13 protein-coding genes are annotated in these 14,239 nt (G+C 64.9%); 4 read left to right on the forward strand and 9 right to left on the reverse strand.

Features of this window, described 5'->3' with window-relative positions; translation table 11 throughout:
• Positions 1 to 27: 27 nt before the first annotated feature.
• Together EN852_RS03255 and cysG are read right to left on the reverse strand one after the other, a co-directional pair.
• Positions 28 to 333, reverse strand: coding sequence for a DUF2849 domain-containing protein (locus EN852_RS03255; RefSeq protein ID WP_127868364.1), 306 nt, complete (start codon positions 331 to 333; stop codon positions 28 to 30).
• Positions 330 to 1,778 (reverse strand): siroheme synthase CysG, encoded by a 1,449-nt coding sequence (gene cysG / locus EN852_RS03260; protein ID WP_127868363.1) that lies wholly within the window; start codon positions 1,776 to 1,778, stop codon positions 330 to 332. The genes EN852_RS03255 and cysG overlap by 4 nt, the downstream gene beginning before the upstream one ends.
• A 416-nt stretch (positions 1,779 to 2,194) precedes the next feature.
• Here cysG and EN852_RS03265 point away from each other — a divergent pair, with 416 nt between their 5' ends.
• Positions 2,195 to 2,635 carry a host attachment family protein gene (locus tag EN852_RS03265; RefSeq protein WP_127868362.1) on the forward strand — a complete coding sequence of 147 codons (441 nt, stop codon included), beginning with the start codon at positions 2,195 to 2,197 and terminating at the stop codon, positions 2,633 to 2,635.
• A 215-nt stretch (positions 2,636 to 2,850) separates the two neighbouring features.
• Positions 2,851 to 4,650 (forward strand): YbaL family putative K(+) efflux transporter, encoded by a 1,800-nt coding sequence (gene ybaL / locus EN852_RS03270; RefSeq protein WP_127868361.1) that lies wholly within the window; start codon positions 2,851 to 2,853, stop codon positions 4,648 to 4,650.
• 6 nt (positions 4,651 to 4,656) lie between these two features.
• Here the strand turns inward: ybaL and EN852_RS03275 are convergent, their stop codons facing one another.
• Positions 4,657 to 5,463, reverse strand: a complete 807-nt coding sequence (locus EN852_RS03275; protein WP_127868360.1) for a helix-turn-helix transcriptional regulator — start codon at positions 5,461 to 5,463, stop codon at positions 4,657 to 4,659.
• A gap of 122 nt (positions 5,464 to 5,585) precedes the next feature.
• Here EN852_RS03275 and EN852_RS03280 point away from each other — a divergent pair, with 122 nt between their 5' ends.
• Positions 5,586 to 6,506 carry a zinc-binding dehydrogenase gene (locus EN852_RS03280; RefSeq protein ID WP_127874881.1) on the forward strand — a complete coding sequence of 307 codons (921 nt, stop codon included), beginning with the start codon at positions 5,586 to 5,588 and terminating at the stop codon, positions 6,504 to 6,506.
• 6 nt (positions 6,507 to 6,512) lie between these two features.
• Here EN852_RS03280 and EN852_RS03285 read toward each other — a convergent pair whose 3' ends face one another.
• Positions 6,513 to 7,262, reverse strand: a complete 750-nt coding sequence (locus tag EN852_RS03285; RefSeq protein WP_127868358.1) for an SDR family oxidoreductase — start codon at positions 7,260 to 7,262, stop codon at positions 6,513 to 6,515.
• Between the two features lie 65 nt (positions 7,263 to 7,327).
• Positions 7,328 to 9,595 (reverse strand): transglycosylase domain-containing protein, encoded by a 2,268-nt coding sequence (locus EN852_RS03290; protein WP_127868357.1) that lies wholly within the window; start codon positions 9,593 to 9,595, stop codon positions 7,328 to 7,330.
• Between the two features lie 272 nt (positions 9,596 to 9,867).
• On the opposite strand from EN852_RS03290, the gene EN852_RS03295 reads away from it, so the two are divergent.
• The gene (locus tag EN852_RS03295) at positions 9,868 to 11,571 is read left to right on the forward strand and encodes an adenylate/guanylate cyclase domain-containing protein (protein WP_127868356.1); all 1,704 of its coding nucleotides are present in this window, start codon (positions 9,868 to 9,870) and stop codon (positions 11,569 to 11,571) included.
• Positions 11,572 to 11,624: 53 nt separating this feature from the next.
• Here EN852_RS03295 and EN852_RS03300 read toward each other — a convergent pair whose 3' ends face one another.
• The 4 genes from EN852_RS03300 to EN852_RS03315 form a co-directional block, all read right to left on the reverse strand.
• The gene (locus EN852_RS03300; protein WP_127874882.1) at positions 11,625 to 12,758 is read right to left on the reverse strand and encodes an acyltransferase; all 1,134 of its coding nucleotides are present in this window, start codon (positions 12,756 to 12,758) and stop codon (positions 11,625 to 11,627) included.
• Between the two features lie 259 nt (positions 12,759 to 13,017).
• Positions 13,018 to 13,164, reverse strand: a complete 147-nt coding sequence (locus EN852_RS03305) for a hypothetical protein (RefSeq protein ID WP_127868354.1) — start codon at positions 13,162 to 13,164, stop codon at positions 13,018 to 13,020.
• Positions 13,165 to 13,220: 56 nt separating this feature from the next.
• Positions 13,221 to 13,424 carry a hypothetical protein gene (locus EN852_RS03310; RefSeq protein WP_127874883.1) on the reverse strand — a complete coding sequence of 68 codons (204 nt, stop codon included), beginning with the start codon at positions 13,422 to 13,424 and terminating at the stop codon, positions 13,221 to 13,223.
• Between the two features lie 77 nt (positions 13,425 to 13,501).
• Positions 13,502 to 14,122, reverse strand: a complete 621-nt coding sequence (locus EN852_RS03315; protein WP_127874884.1) for a ribonuclease D — start codon at positions 14,120 to 14,122, stop codon at positions 13,502 to 13,504.
• Between the last annotated feature and the right edge of the window lie 117 nt (positions 14,123 to 14,239).

Genomic DNA, 14,239 nt, shown 5'->3' on the forward strand with positions numbered 1-14,239 from the left:
GCGTCCGCCCGCTCTTTACTTCAAATCTTAAGCCGCCTGGGTCGCTTCCAGGCTTGCCTGCTTGCCGAGATCGGTGCGGATGGTCGGACCCGCGGCGCGGATCTTTTCGCGCAGCCGCACCGGCTCGACCAGACCATCGACCACTTCCACATCGATCAGATTGACGTCGACCACCTCATTGTTGGCGTAGGCTGCGGCGCCGATCGCTTCCAACCGGTCCTCCGCCGCCTTGTCATGCGCGATCTCCGCATGGCCGACCGTCTCCGCCCAGCCGCCATCGGCGTACCAGACGGCGATGCCGTCGGAGAGCCTGTTCGCGGTCAGAACCTTCATGGTTGAACTCCTTCGGCGACGGCCGAAGCCGCGCCCTCATGCTTATGTGCCGCGAGCGGCTCGGATCGTTCAAAATTGGCGCCCGCGACCGCATCGCCGATGATCGTCATCACCGGACCGGTGAGGTCGGCGCGCTGCTCCAGCGACGGCAGGTCGGCGAGCGTGCCGTGGAAACGGCGGCGATTGCCAAGGCTGGCATTCTCAACGACGGCGACGGCCGTGTCCGGCGACAACCCTGCTTCAATCAGCCTGCCGGCGACCTCCGCCGCGACCGAGCGGCCCATATAGACAGCGACCGTGGCGCCGGAAATGGCGAGCTTGGCCCAGTCGGGCAGCGAGTTGCCCTTGAGATCGTGGCCGGTGGTGAACACCATCGAGGACGAAACGCCGCGCAGCGTCAGCGGCAGCTCGAAATCGGCGGCGGCGGCGAAGGCGGCGGTAACGCCCGGAACCACCTCATAGGCGATCCCTGCGTCACGCAGCGCAGCCATCTCTTCGCCGGCGCGGCCGAACACAAGCGGATCGCCGGACTTCAGCCGCACCACGCGCTTGCCGGCACGGCCGAGTTCGATGAGTAGCGCATTGATCTCTTCCTGGCTCTTGGAATGGCAGCCCTTGCGCTTGCCGACCGGCAGGCGTTCGGCATCCCGGCGGCCCATGGCGACGATCGCCTCCGGCACCAGCGCGTCGTAGACAACGGCGTCGGCTTCCATCAGCAGGCGGTGCGCGCGCAAAGTCAAAAGGTCTTCCGCGCCCGGACCAGCGCCAACCAGCGCGATGTGTCCGCCGACCGGAGCGTCCTGAGCCAAAAGCTCGACCGCCGCGCCATGCGCTTGGGCAAACTCGCCGGCTTCGATGGCCTTGGCCGGCGCGCCGGCGAAGAAATCGCTCCAGAAGCGGCGGCGGCAATTGCCCTTCGGCAGCTTCTCGGCCGCGACCCGGAACGAGGCGGCAAGTGCCGCCAGCCGGCCGAGCGACGGCGACAGCATGCGGTCGATGCGCCCACGCAGCATCTGCGCCAAAACCGGTCCGGCGCCTTCGGTGCCGATGGCGATCGCCACCGGCGCGCGGTTGACCAGCGCCGGAGTGAAGAAATCGCACATTTCCGGCTGGTCTACCGCATTGACCGGAATGCCCAACCGGCGCGCGTCGTCAACGACGCGGCGATCGAGGGCCTCGTCACCGCTCGCAGCGAACACCAGGGCAGCACCCTGCAGATGCGCGGCCTCATAGGCTGCGTTGATGTGAACGGCGCCGGTCGATGCGATGAAATCCAGCAACCCGCCACTGGCATTGTCGGCGACGATGCGCAGCACGGCGCTCGACTGCGAAACCAGCCTGGCCTTGGCAAGCGCTTCCTCGCCATTGCCGACGATGGCTACGGCTTGGCCGTCGACCCGCACGAACACGGGAAAGGCATTGAGTTTGACGTTGGCTGGCGACATGGCGACGAGCAATATTGAAACAGTTTGGCAGTTTTACGCGGGCTGCCCAAAAACCAGAAGGCAAGCACTCGCGCATCGCCGAACGGCAGGCAATCGCTTTTTCGCAGCCGCGAAGAGCAAGAGAAAAAAATTCTACTTTGAGAATGAGACGGCCAGAACGGCGTGAGAAACCACCTTGATCCGCCGCGATTTTTAGCACCGGCTCGGGAAAGCGGCAAAACAGTTTTTTCTAAATTCTACTAACTTAGTAGATTAAAGCCGACCTCACCGGATCGGCGCTCGGCCCTGATCTGCGGCGAGCGATCTAGGCATCGCCATCAAGCGGAACAATCCTGCTTCGCGGCTCGTTTGGCTAGCATCCATTCTGTCGATCTGGGCTCGACCGGTCGGCAACCCGCAAGCAAAGGAGGAACGCCATGAACATCAAGCTGAAGCACGGATTGTGGGTCGTCGTGGCCGATGGTGAAAAGGCGCTCTTCCTGCGCAACCAGGGCGACAGCAAGTTCCCGAATCTGGAGGTGGTGCAGGAGATGGAACAGGAGAATCCCGCGACGCGCGAGCAAGGCACGGACAAGCCGGGCCGGTATGGCAACGAGGGACCTCGCAGCGCCGTCGAGGAGACCGATTGGCACCGCCTGAACAAGGAACGCTTCGCCATCGACATTGCCGACCGGCTCTACAAGCTCGCGCATCGTGGCGCGTTCGACGCGGTCGTGCTGATCGCGCCGCCGCAGGTGCTTGGCGAGATGCGCCAGAAACTGCACAAGGAAGTCAGCGAGAAGGTGCAGGCCGAAATCCCGAAGACGCTGACCAACCATACGATTTCGGATATCGAGAGCCTGCTGCAGGCCGCATAAAGCGGCCGAAGACAACGGGTTCAAGGCCGAAAAGGGCCTAGAAGCCGCCTCTTTGACGGCGCGGCGCTGATTTTGCGCGGCGCGCCCTGCCTCGGCGTCGATTTCCGCCCGGCGGCGGTTGCGTCATCGCCGCTCCGTCCACCATATTGCCGAAGGCGGCAGCCTCGGCGGGCGCCCATCCGACATCGTGATTTTCGAAAGGCGCGCGAAAGACAATGCCGCATGACACGCCCCTTATCGCCACCATCGTCGCCGGTCTGGGGCTGGCTTTCGTCTTCGGGGCCTTAGCCAACCGTTTCCGTATTCCGCCGCTTGTCGGCTATCTCGTCGCCGGCGTCCTGGTCGGGCCGAACACGCCAGGCTTCGTCGCCGACGCCAGCCTGGCCAACGAGCTCGCTGAGATCGGCGTCATCCTTTTGATGTTCGGCGTCGGCCTGCATTTTTCGCTGAAGGACCTTCTGTCCGTCCGCGCCATCGCCGTGCCGGGCGCCATCGTGCAGATCGGCTTTGCCACCTTGCTTGGCGTCGGGCTTGCCTGGCTGCTCGGCTGGTCGCTCGGTGCCGGTCTCGTCTTCGGCCTGGCGCTTTCCGTTGCCTCGACCGTGGTGCTTTTGCGCGCGCTGCAGGAGCGGCGGCTGATCGAGACCGAGCGTGGCCGCATCGCCGTCGGCTGGCTGATCGTCGAGGACCTCGCCATGGTGCTGGCGCTGGTGCTTTTGCCGGCGCTGGCCGGCGTGCTTGGCGGCCAGCCGCAGGTCGATGATCATACGAGCCTGCTCTCGCTGCCCGCCAGCTACGGCATATGGGGCGTGGTCGGCATCACGCTGGCCAAGGTCGCCGCCTTCGTCGTCGTCATGCTGGTGGTCGGCCGCAGGGTCATCCCGTGGATCCTGCACTACGTCGCCCATACCGGCTCGCGCGAACTGTTCCGGCTCTCGGTGCTGGCGATTGCGCTCGGCGTCGCCTTCGGCGCGGCGAAGCTGTTCGGCGTCTCGCTGGCGCTCGGCGCCTTCTTCGCCGGCATGATCATGAGCGAGTCCGAGCTCAGCCACCGAGCGGCGGAAGAATCGCTGCCGCTGCGCGACGCCTTCTCGGTGCTGTTCTTCGTCTCGGTCGGCATGCTGTTCGACCCGCTCAGCCTGATCAGCAACGGCCTGCCGATCCTCGCCACCTTGGCCATCATCGTCGTCGGCAAGTCGCTCGCCGCTTTCGTCATCGTCATCGCCTTCCGCTATCCGATCGCGACCGCGCTGATGATTTCGGCGAGCCTTGCCCAGATCGGCGAATTTTCCTTCATCCTGGCCGAGCTCGGAGTCGGTCTGAAACTGCTGCCCGAACAGGGCCGCGACCTGATCCTGGCGGGCGCCATCCTATCGATCCTGCTCAATCCGCTGATGTTCCTCCTTGTCGACTGGATGAAGCCGTGGCTGGAAAAGCGGGCCGGCAAGACGGCCACTCCCGAGGAAGCAAAGCCGATCGGCCCGGCGACCGAGCCCGGCCAGGTCGCTTCGGTCCAGGCAACGTCAGGAAAAGAAGACGGCCCGCCGCCCATGACCGCGCTTGCCGGCCATTCCATCCTGATCGGTTATGGCCGCGTCGGCAGCCTTGTGGGCGCGGCGCTGAAGGAAGCCGCCCTGCCCTTCCTGGTGATCGAGGACGCCGACAAGACGCTGGCCAAGCTGCGCGATGACGGCATCGAGACGGTGGCCGGCAATGCCGCCAATGCGGATGTCTTCGCGGCCGCCAATCCGGAAGGCGCGAAGCGGCTGATCCTCGCCATCCCCAATGCCTTCGAGTCCGGCCAGATCGTGCTTCGAGCCCGCGCCGCCAATCCTGCGATCAACATCATCGCCCGCGCGCACTCCGATGCGGAGGTCGAGCATCTGAAAGGCCTCGGCGCCGACACCGTGATCATGGGCGAGCGCGAGATCGCGCGGGGGATTGTCGAGGTGGTGACCGGCAAACCGACCGATCCGGCCGAGCCCGCCATGGAGATCAACCCGCGGCTTGCTTGATGCCTGTCAGGCCATGAACGCGGAACCACCATTCTGCGCGATGTCGCTGAGATATTTCGCCGGCGGCTTGCCCAGCGCCTTCTTGAACATGGTGATGAAGGCGGTGACGGATTGATAGCCGAGATCGCCCGACACGTGCTGCACGCTGGCGCCGGCGGACAGTTCCCGCAGTGCTACGATCAGATGCAGCTGCTGGCGCCAGCGGCCGAAACTCAGGCCCGTCTCCTTCACGACGAGTCGCGCCAGACTGCTTTCGCTGAGCGCCACACGATCCGCCCACTCGGCCAGCGTGCTGCGGTCTGCAGGGTCGTCGGCCAGCGCCTCCGCGATCCGTCTTATCCGCGGCTCGGCCGAGATCGGCAAATGCAGTTGCTGCACAGGCATAAGCGGCAGTTCGGCAAGCAGGACCTTTCCGAGGAAATCGCACCGCGCATCATCCGGCGCGCATTCCGACAGCTCGATGATCAGCTCGCGCAGCAGCGGCGAGATCGAAAGCGTGCAGCAGCGGTCCGGCAGGTCGGCGGCGCCCGGTTCGATATAGACGAAGAAAATCAGTGCATTGGCCGTCGCGATGTTGCTGTGCTCCATGCGGCTCGGGACCCAGACCCCGCAATGCGGTGGCACCATCCAAAGCCCGCCGGGAACCCGGCAGGTGACACCGCCGCCGAGCGCGAAGACGAGCTGACCTTTGCGGTGCCAATGCTCGCGCACCTCGGCCCTCGTCTCGGTGACATCGACCCCAACAGCGATCGCCGGCGCGGCCACGTCATCGACGTCGAAATCCTGCCAGGGCCAGCGGAGTGGCTGTCTCATGCTTGACGTCTTTTAGCGATCATTTGGCTTTATCTCTAAATTTTTCGACCGCAAAAGTCGATAGGGTCAGCCGATATCTCGCAGTCGATCTCGTCTTCCAGACGTCATTTCAAAGGTGGCCAATGCTCGCACTCTGTATTTCTGCCGACAGTTCCAACCGGCTGAAGCTCGCCAAGGTCGACGAGCCAAACTGCAACGCGAATGAAGCATTGGTGGCTGTTCATGCAACATCGTTGAACCGTGGTGAGCTGCGCCTGCTCGGCATTCGTCCCGACGGCTGGATACCGGGCCAGGACATCGTCGGCATTGTCGAAGGCGCGGCGGTCGACGGGTCAGGCCCGGCCGCGGGCACGCGTGTTGCGGCCTTGGTCGACCAGGCCGGTTGGGCTGAACGTGTCGCCGTTCCAACCGACCGTCTCGCCGTCATACCTGACAGTGTCAGCTTCGCTTCCGCCGCCACGCTTCCGGTCGCGGGCACGACGGCGCTCCGGACCTTGCGCCATGGCGGCGATCTCGCCGGCCAGCGGGTCCTGATCACCGGCGCCAGCGGCGCGGTCGGCCGCTTCCAGATCCAGATCGCCCGCGGGCAAGGCGCTTCGGTGACGGCGGTCGCCGCCGCCAGGCATGCCGAGGATCTTCGCGAGCTTGGAGCCGAGCAGGTCGTCGGGTCGATCGAGCAGGCCGAGGGGCTGTTTTCGCTGATCACTGAATCCGTGGGCGGCGAAAGCCTGACGCATGCCATTGAACGCGTCGCTCCAGGCGGCACGATCGTCATGTTCGGCTCGAGCAGCGGCGAGCTCTCGCCGGTTGGATTCCGCCAGTTCGTTCCAGGCCACGAAGGCGCGCGGCTTCAGACCTTCGCCTATTACACATCCGGCTCAGCCATCGGCGCCGACATAGCCGCCCTGCTCGATCTCGTCGCCGCCGGCAGGCTGGAAACCCGCGTGGCCATGACCGTGCCGTGGACGGAGATCGGCCAAGCCCTGGATGCGCTGCGGCAGCGCAGCTTCAGCGGCAAGGCTGTTCTCACGGTGGCCAGGTGAACCGGCTTAAACGTGCTGGCCGCCATTGATGTGGATTTCCGAGCCGGTCACGTAGGACGACTGGCCGGAGCACAGGAAGTAGATGATATCGGCCACTTCCGAGGTGGCGCCCAGCCTTCTCAGCGGGATCGTCTCGACTATTCTGTCGGTGCCTGGCGAGAGGATCGCGGTGTCGATCTCGCCCGGCGCGATGGCGTTGACGCGGATGCCGTGCGGGCCGAAATCATGCGCCATCTCGCGCGTCAGCGAGCCGAGCGCCGCCTTCGATGTGGCATAGGCGGTGCCGGCGAACGGGTGCACCCTCGTGCCGGCAATCGAGGTGACGTTGACGATCGAGCCCTTGGCGGCGGCCAGCTCCTTGAACAGGCCTCTCGCCAGCATGATCGGCGCGAAGAAATTGACCTGGAAGACGTCGCGCCAGACATGCATCGGCGTCTCGATCGAGTTCATCCGGCTGCCGTCCTTCAGCTTCGGCGAGATGCCGGCATTGTTGACCAGCGCGTGCAGCTGCCCGCCATGCGCCTCGAGACGATGGCGTATTTCCGAGATGGCGATGCCGACGTCCTCCTGGTCGGCGAGATCGACCTTGATGTGATCCTCGGGACCGGCCGGCCAAGGGCAATCCTCGGCAAAGGCCTGGCGCGAACAGGTGATGACCCGCCAGCCTTCGCGCGAAAAGCGCTTCACCGTCGCATGGCCGATCCCCCGGCTGGCGCCGGTGAGCACGATGGTTTTTCTGCTGTCGGTGTCGGCCATGGTCTTGTCTCCGGCCGGACATGTAGCCGAAGGCGGCGGTCATTGCGAGAGGCGAAGTTGCCGCCTCAACCCCCGCCGAGGATATCGAGGATCGAGGTCTGCCGCCTTTTCTTCGGTCCGCCGACATCGCCGGGCGGCACCGGATGCTTGATCGAGGCGGTCGATCCGCTGTCGCTGGGCATGTCGAAGCCCTCGGCATCGACCGTCTGGGCTGGACGCGGCTGGCGCGCGGGCGCCTGGGCAACGGGCTGCGATTGAGCCGCAGGCTGCGACTGGCCGACAGCCGCGGGCGGCGCGGGCGGCTGCGAAGCGTCAGCCGACGGGATCTCGTCCGGCACGATCGTATCGGACGGCGTCGACTTCCAGGTGCCGGGCAGCGGCCGCACGGGCACGCCCTCATGCGCCGCCACCATGAATTCGTGCCAGGCCTGCGCCGGGAGCGCGCCGCCGGTGACCTTCTTCATCGGGCTGCCGTCGTCATTGCCGAACCACACGCCCGTGGTGAGATTGGCGGTGTAGCCGACGAACCAGGCATCGCGCGAGTTCTGGCTGGTGCCGGTCTTGCCGGCCGAGGGCCAGTTGAAAGCCGCCTTCTTGGCGGTGCCGACCTCGACCGTGCCGGTCATCATCGAGTTCATCATGCCGACAATATCGGCCTTGATGACGCGCGGCGCGCTGCCGGTGGTTCCCTCGTAGAGCACTTTGCCGTTTGCCGTCGTGATGCGCTGGATGAAGTGGATGTCCGGCTTGTAGCCGCCATTGGCGAAAGGCACATAGGCCGAGGTCAACTCCAGCGGCGTCACTTCCGAGGTGCCGAGCGCGATCGAGGTGTTGGCCTGCAGGTCCGACTGGATGCCCATGCGATGCGCGGCCTCGACCACGGCGTCGGGGCCGACTTCCATGGTGAGCTGCGCCGCCACCGAGTTGAGCGACTTGGCAAGCGCGGTCGCCAGCGTGACCTTGCCGTAATATTTGCCGCCGTAATTGTCGGGTGTCCATTTGCCGATTTTGATCGGCGCGTCGTTGCGGATGCTGTCCGGCGTGCGGCCGGCCTCCAGCGCCGCCATATAGACGAAGGGCTTGAAGGCCGAGCCTGGCTGCCGGCGCGCCTCCGAGGCGCGGTCGAACTGGCTGGTCGAATAATCATAGCCGCCGACCATGGCGCGCACCGCGCCGGAATCGTCAATCGACACCAGCGCGCCCTGGGTGACGTTGAGCTTCTTGCCGCTCTCGTCGATCAGCCGGCGGATCGACTGTTCGGCAAGCTTCTGCAGGTTGAGGTCGACGGTGGTGTCGATGACTATGTCGCCGCGCACGTCGCCGATGAGGTCCGGAAGCTCGTCCATCACCGTATCGGCGACATAGTTTTCCGAGCCGGTCCAGTAGGACGGCGCGCGCGTCGCCGGGGCGCTGAGCGCGGTCTTGTATTCCTTGTCGCTGATCTTGCCTTCCTGGCGCATGGCTGCGAGCACCAGTTGCGCCCGCTCCTCGGCCGCCTTCGGGTCGCGCGCCGGCGAAAGTTTCGACGGCGCCTTGAGCAGGCCTGCCAGCAGGGCTGCCTCCGAAAGCGACACGTCGCGCGCGCTCTTGCCGAAATAGCGCCGTGAGGCTGCCTCGACGCCATAGGCGCCCGAGCCGAAATAGACCCGGTTGAGATACATTTCGAGGATCTGGTCTTTCGTGTGCTTGTGCTCGAGCCAGAGCGCCAGCAGCACTTCCTGGACCTTGCGCTCCAACGTGCGGTCCGGTGTCAGGAACAGATTCTTCGCCAGCTGCTGCGTCAGCGTCGAGCCGCCCTGTGAGAAATGCCGGCCAAGCAGGTTGGTGACCATGGCGCGCGACAGGCCGATCGGGTCGATGCCGAAATGCGAATAGAAGCGGCGGTCTTCGATGGCGACGACGGCCTCCGGGATATAGGGCGACATCTCGTGCAGGCCGACGGCCTCGCCGCCCGACGCGCCGCGATTGGCGATAAGCTGCCCATCGACCGAGACGATCTTGATGTTCGGCGCGCGGTCCGGGACCGACCATGTCGTCGCCGCCGGCATCTTGGCGCCGTAATAGACGACGATGCCGGCCGCCGCGATACCGCCCCAGATGCAGAGCACGAAGCACCAGTAGAACAGGCGGGTAGCAATGCCGAGCAGCCCGCGCCGATTGCGGTCGCGGCCACGCCCGCGTGATTTCGCCTTGGCGGATTTGCCCTTTGCAGCGGATTTGCGGGTGCGCGGCACGACGCGATCCTCCTCGCTCACCGAAAAGCCCTCGGAGGATTTCGCGCGCGGCGATTCCTCGAAGCTCGGTTCGATGCGGCTGTCTCTGCGGTTCGCCATGCGCTCTAGCTGTCTGTCCCCGGTACCGATGGCGTTCGGGTTGAAGAGTAGATGCGGCGGTTTAAAGGCGCGTTAAGTGGGGAAAAATCGAAGCGATTGAAAATCAAATGCCCCGCGATGGCGTGATCGGGACCCGATTTCGCGTACGCATCACCACATCGTGGAATGGCAGGCGCCAAGGCTGATTGACTGATTGTCGCCGCCGGCAAATCTTGACCGGAAGGCGCTATTGCCGGCGTGTCTTGGTCAGCGAATCGTTCGAGGCACCGGAAATGAGCCAATTGCAGGTTCCAGCAGCGCCGCCAGGATGGCTGCCGGACGCGTGGCTGCGCAACGCACGACTGCTGTCGGGCCTTGTGCTTATGGCGTTCGTGACGCTGCATTTCCTGAACCATGTGTTGCTCCTGATCTCGCTTGAAGCAGCGGATAGGGGACGCGAGACGTTCCTGCTGCTCTGGCGCAACCCGGCCGGCACTCTGCTCCTTTACGGCGCAGTCGCCACGCATCTTGCTCTTTCGCTGCTAGCGCTCTACCAGCGCCGCACGCTGGCCATGCCGGTGCGGGAGTGGGCGCAGATACTGCTCGGGCTCGCCATTCCGGTGCTGATTGTGGAACACGTGGTCGGCACGCGTGCCATGCACGCCCTTTACGATGCCAACGACACTTACGAGTTCGTGGTGCGCTCGCTATGGATCCTGAGCCCACAGGTCGGGGTGCGGCAGGCGATCGCGGTGGTCGTGATCTGGGCACATGGCTGCCTCGGCCTCCACTTCTGGCTGCGCTATCGTCAGTGGTATCCTCGCACCGCTTCGGCCCTGCTGGTCCTGGCGGTGCTGGTTCCGGTCCTGGCCCTGCTCGGCTTCGCCAGCGCCGGAAAGGAGGTCTCGGCGATGGGACCGCCGCAGTCGCAGGCCATCGAGCCAACCCTTCTCGACCGGGCATTGGCAACCAAGGACCGCATCGACAACGGCATCTATGCCGGCTTTGCAGGACTGATCGTCCTGGTGCTGGCGGCGCGCATTGTTCGCGACCGCATCGAGCGGCGCAACCTGGTTGAGGTGCGCTATGCCGGCGGGCGCAAGGTGCGCGTTCCCCGCGGCTACAGCGTGCTCGATGCCAGCCGGCTGGCCGGCATCGCGCATTATGCCGTGTGCGGCGGGCGCGGGCGCTGCTCGACCTGCCGCATTCGCGTGCTTGACGGCCTTTCCGAGCAGCCGGAGCCCGGTCCGATCGAAGCGGCGACCCTGCGCCGCATCGCGGCTGACGGCGACGTGCGGCTCGCCTGCCAGCTCAGGCCGCGCGGCAATCTTCGCGTCGCGCCGCTGCTGTCGCCGCCGGTCACGGCGGAGAGTCCGCACGCCACAACCGCCAACGATCCCGGCCACGAGAAGGTCCTGGCGGTGATGTTCTGCGACATGCGCGGCTTCACCGCGATGGCCGACCAGCGTCTGCCGTTCGACGTGGTCTTCCTGCTCAACCGCTATTTCAGCGTGATCGGCCGCGCCGTCGAAAGCTCAGGCGGCCGCCTCGACAAGTTCGTCGGCGACGGCGCCATGGCGCTGTTCGGGCTGGAGACCACGCCCGGCGAGGCGTGCCGCAACGCGCTTTCCGCCGCCAGCGCCATCGTCGAGGGAGTTCGCACCCTCAGCGACGACCTCGCCGAGGAACTGCGCGCCACCATCAATGTCGCGATCGGAATCCATGTCGGCCAGGCGATCGTCGGCTCGATGGGCTACGGCGCGGCCATGAACGTGACCGCGATCGGCGACACCGTCAACATCGGCAGCCGGCTGGAGGCCGCGGCGAAGGAATTCGAGGCGGAGATCGTCGTCTCAGAAGCGGCGGTGCGGCTTTCGGGCCTGGAGCTCCCCGGCGCCGAGGCGCGCGAGATCGACATCCGCGGCCGCGCACGCCCACTCGGCGTGCTCGTCGTTCCGCGCGGCGCGGCGATGCCGATCGCCTTGCCGGCAAAATGAAAGAGGCCCGCCTCGGGGCGAAGCCTCGCCTTGCCGCTGCCTCAGTCGCACTTTCAGCCCGGCTGGGAAACCGCCGCGGCGGGCCTGGCTCTGACCGGGGTCGGATCAGCGCTCGCCAGCACGGCATAGCGAAGACGCATGCGCAGGAACGGCGCTTCGATGCAGGAATAGCTGAGATGACCGATCGGGATGGTTGCCAGGAAGCATGCCAGCGACCAGAGGCATGCGACATAGAAATTGCTGATGTCCATGATGTTGTCGTTGATGAACGCGGCCAGCTGGTGCACGAAGAACAGGTGCAGCAGGTAGATCGAATAACTGTATGATCCGGCCTTCTCCATGATCCTGAAGGGCAGGCTCGTTCGCTCCCTGGCGAAGGTCGTGTCATAGTAGGCGATCCCGAAGGCGTAGGCAGCAGCCTCCAGGGTGGGCAGGATCACCCATATCCAGGGCGGCGCCGAGCGGGGCCCCAGATGGTAGAACCCGCCCGCCGCGTCGAACCACCAGAAGAACCCCGAAAATGACGCAAGAACGGCCAGCGCCAGCCAGTGCCTGCCCTTCGCACAGGCGCGAAAGTGGAAGGCAAGAATGCCGGCAAGGAACTGGTCCGCATGCCCTATGATTGTCCAGTACGCTGCCCACTGCACCTCGCCGAACCGCACATACAAAGCGAGCCTCAGCAAAATGGCTGCAGCAATGAACAGCAACGGGGCAAACTGGAATCGCCTGGACGCCATCAGCAGGAATGGCAGCAACAGGTAGAAATGAGCTTCGACCGTGACCGACCAGCCGCCATTGGGAAGCGTGGGGAAAATCACCCCCTTGCCGACATCGGTGAAATACGTGCCGAGGTCCTCGCCTGCCAGATATCTGCGGCAAGCCTCGATGCAAATCACGGCGAACAAAAGGGGCAGCAGCCTGAGCGCCCTGTTGGCGAAGAACGGCAGATATCTGACCTGCTTGCCGTCAAGAAGCTTGGCAAAAAGGTAGCCGGAAAGCGCCATGAACAACGAGACGCCGGTGTGCCCTTCGTCCAGGATGCTGAACAAGGGTAGAGCCGGCACGAAGCCATAGGCGACCGGCCCGTCCGGAGATGCATGGAGGAAGTGAAAGGTGAAGACCAGAAAGGCCGCCAGGCCACGGATATGATCCAGCGCTGGATAGTATTCTCCGGTCGAGGACTTCATTTCGAGATCACGCGCTCCCGCGCCTTGCCGGCCACCGATTCCGAGCGATCCCCGACCTTAAGTCGCTGCCGCATGCGCGCTCGGTGCGCCCCCGAAGCTCGGTTCGATGCGACTGTCCCTGCGGTTCGCCATGGGCTCTTGCGTGCCTGTCCGGCGCCGATGGCGTTCGGGTTGCAGAGTAGATGTGATGGCTTAAAGGCGGGTTAAGTGCGGAAAATCGATGTGATTGCCCGACTTTCCGGGCCAGGCTGCAAGCCGTTCAATTCTGCTGGATCGAAATGCCCTTGTCGTCGATCTTGAGCTCGACGCCTTTCGGCCTGGTCTGCTCGCGATAGACATAGATGCCGAGCGCGATGATCACCGCGACCAGTGCTCCGATGATGAGATAGAGCGTGTTCTGCCTCATTCGCGTCCCCTCATTGCGACAGTCACGCCTGCTTTGACATGGCAGGCCGCGGTCGCCTACTGGTCGTCGTCGTCACCCGATGCCGGACGCCAGCTGGTCGGATCGACCTTCTTTTGCGTGTTGCTGTCGGTGTAGACCCACCAGCCACCGTCGCGATACTGGCCGACGGATTCATTGACGACGCCGTCGCCGTCCCTCCACAGGATGGTGACCTTCGAGCCGTCCTTCGGGGCGCTTTCCATCGGTTTGCGCTCTGCCATCTCACTCCCTCCACGAACCGGCCCGCTCCGTGAACCGGCCGAACCGGCAAGAACGCCCGCCGACGCGCCCGGTTCCTTCAGCTATGCGCGAAGATGTCTTCCTCGGCCCAGCCCATCAGGTCGAGCTTGGCGCGCGTCGGCAGGAAACGGAAGCAGGCGTCCGCCTCCTTGGTGCGGTTTTCGCGCGCCAGGCGCGCCGCCAGCATCTCGCGCAGGCGGTGCAGGTAAAGCACGTCGGAGGCGGCATAGTCGAGTTGCTCGGGCGACAGCGTTTCCGCTGCCCAGTCCGAGGATTGCTGCGCCTTGGACAGGCCGATGCCGAGCAGCTCATTGCAGAGATCCTTCAGCCCGTGGCGGTCGGTGTAGGTGCGGACGAGCCGCGAGGCGATCTTGGTGCAGAACACCGGCTCCGCCATCACGCCGAAGGCATTGTAGAGCACGGCGATGTCGAAGCGGCCGTAATGGAACAGCTTGGTGACCGCGCGGTTGCGGAGCAGGCTGACGAGGTTCGGCGCCTTCTTCTGCCCAAGCGCGATCTGGATGACGTCGGCGCTGCCGTCGCCGGGCGAGATCTGCACCACGCAGAGCCGGTCGCGATGCGGGTTCAAGCCCAGCGTTTCCGTGTCGATGGCCACCGCCCCGACATTGTAGCGGGCGAGGTCGGGCAGGTCGTTCTTATGGAAACGGATATCGGTCATTCTCTTCTCCGGATCGCACCTGCGGCGCCGCGCATCCTTGGGATGCGCAGCACGCCGCGGCGCTTCGCGCCAGCTAATTCGTCCTCGCCGCGATCCGGCGAAAAATCAACAGAAAGT

Origin of the sequence: Mesorhizobium sp. M2E.F.Ca.ET.209.01.1.1, assembly GCF_004010375.2 — a bacterium.
GTDB lineage: Bacteria > Pseudomonadota > Alphaproteobacteria > Rhizobiales > Rhizobiaceae > Mesorhizobium.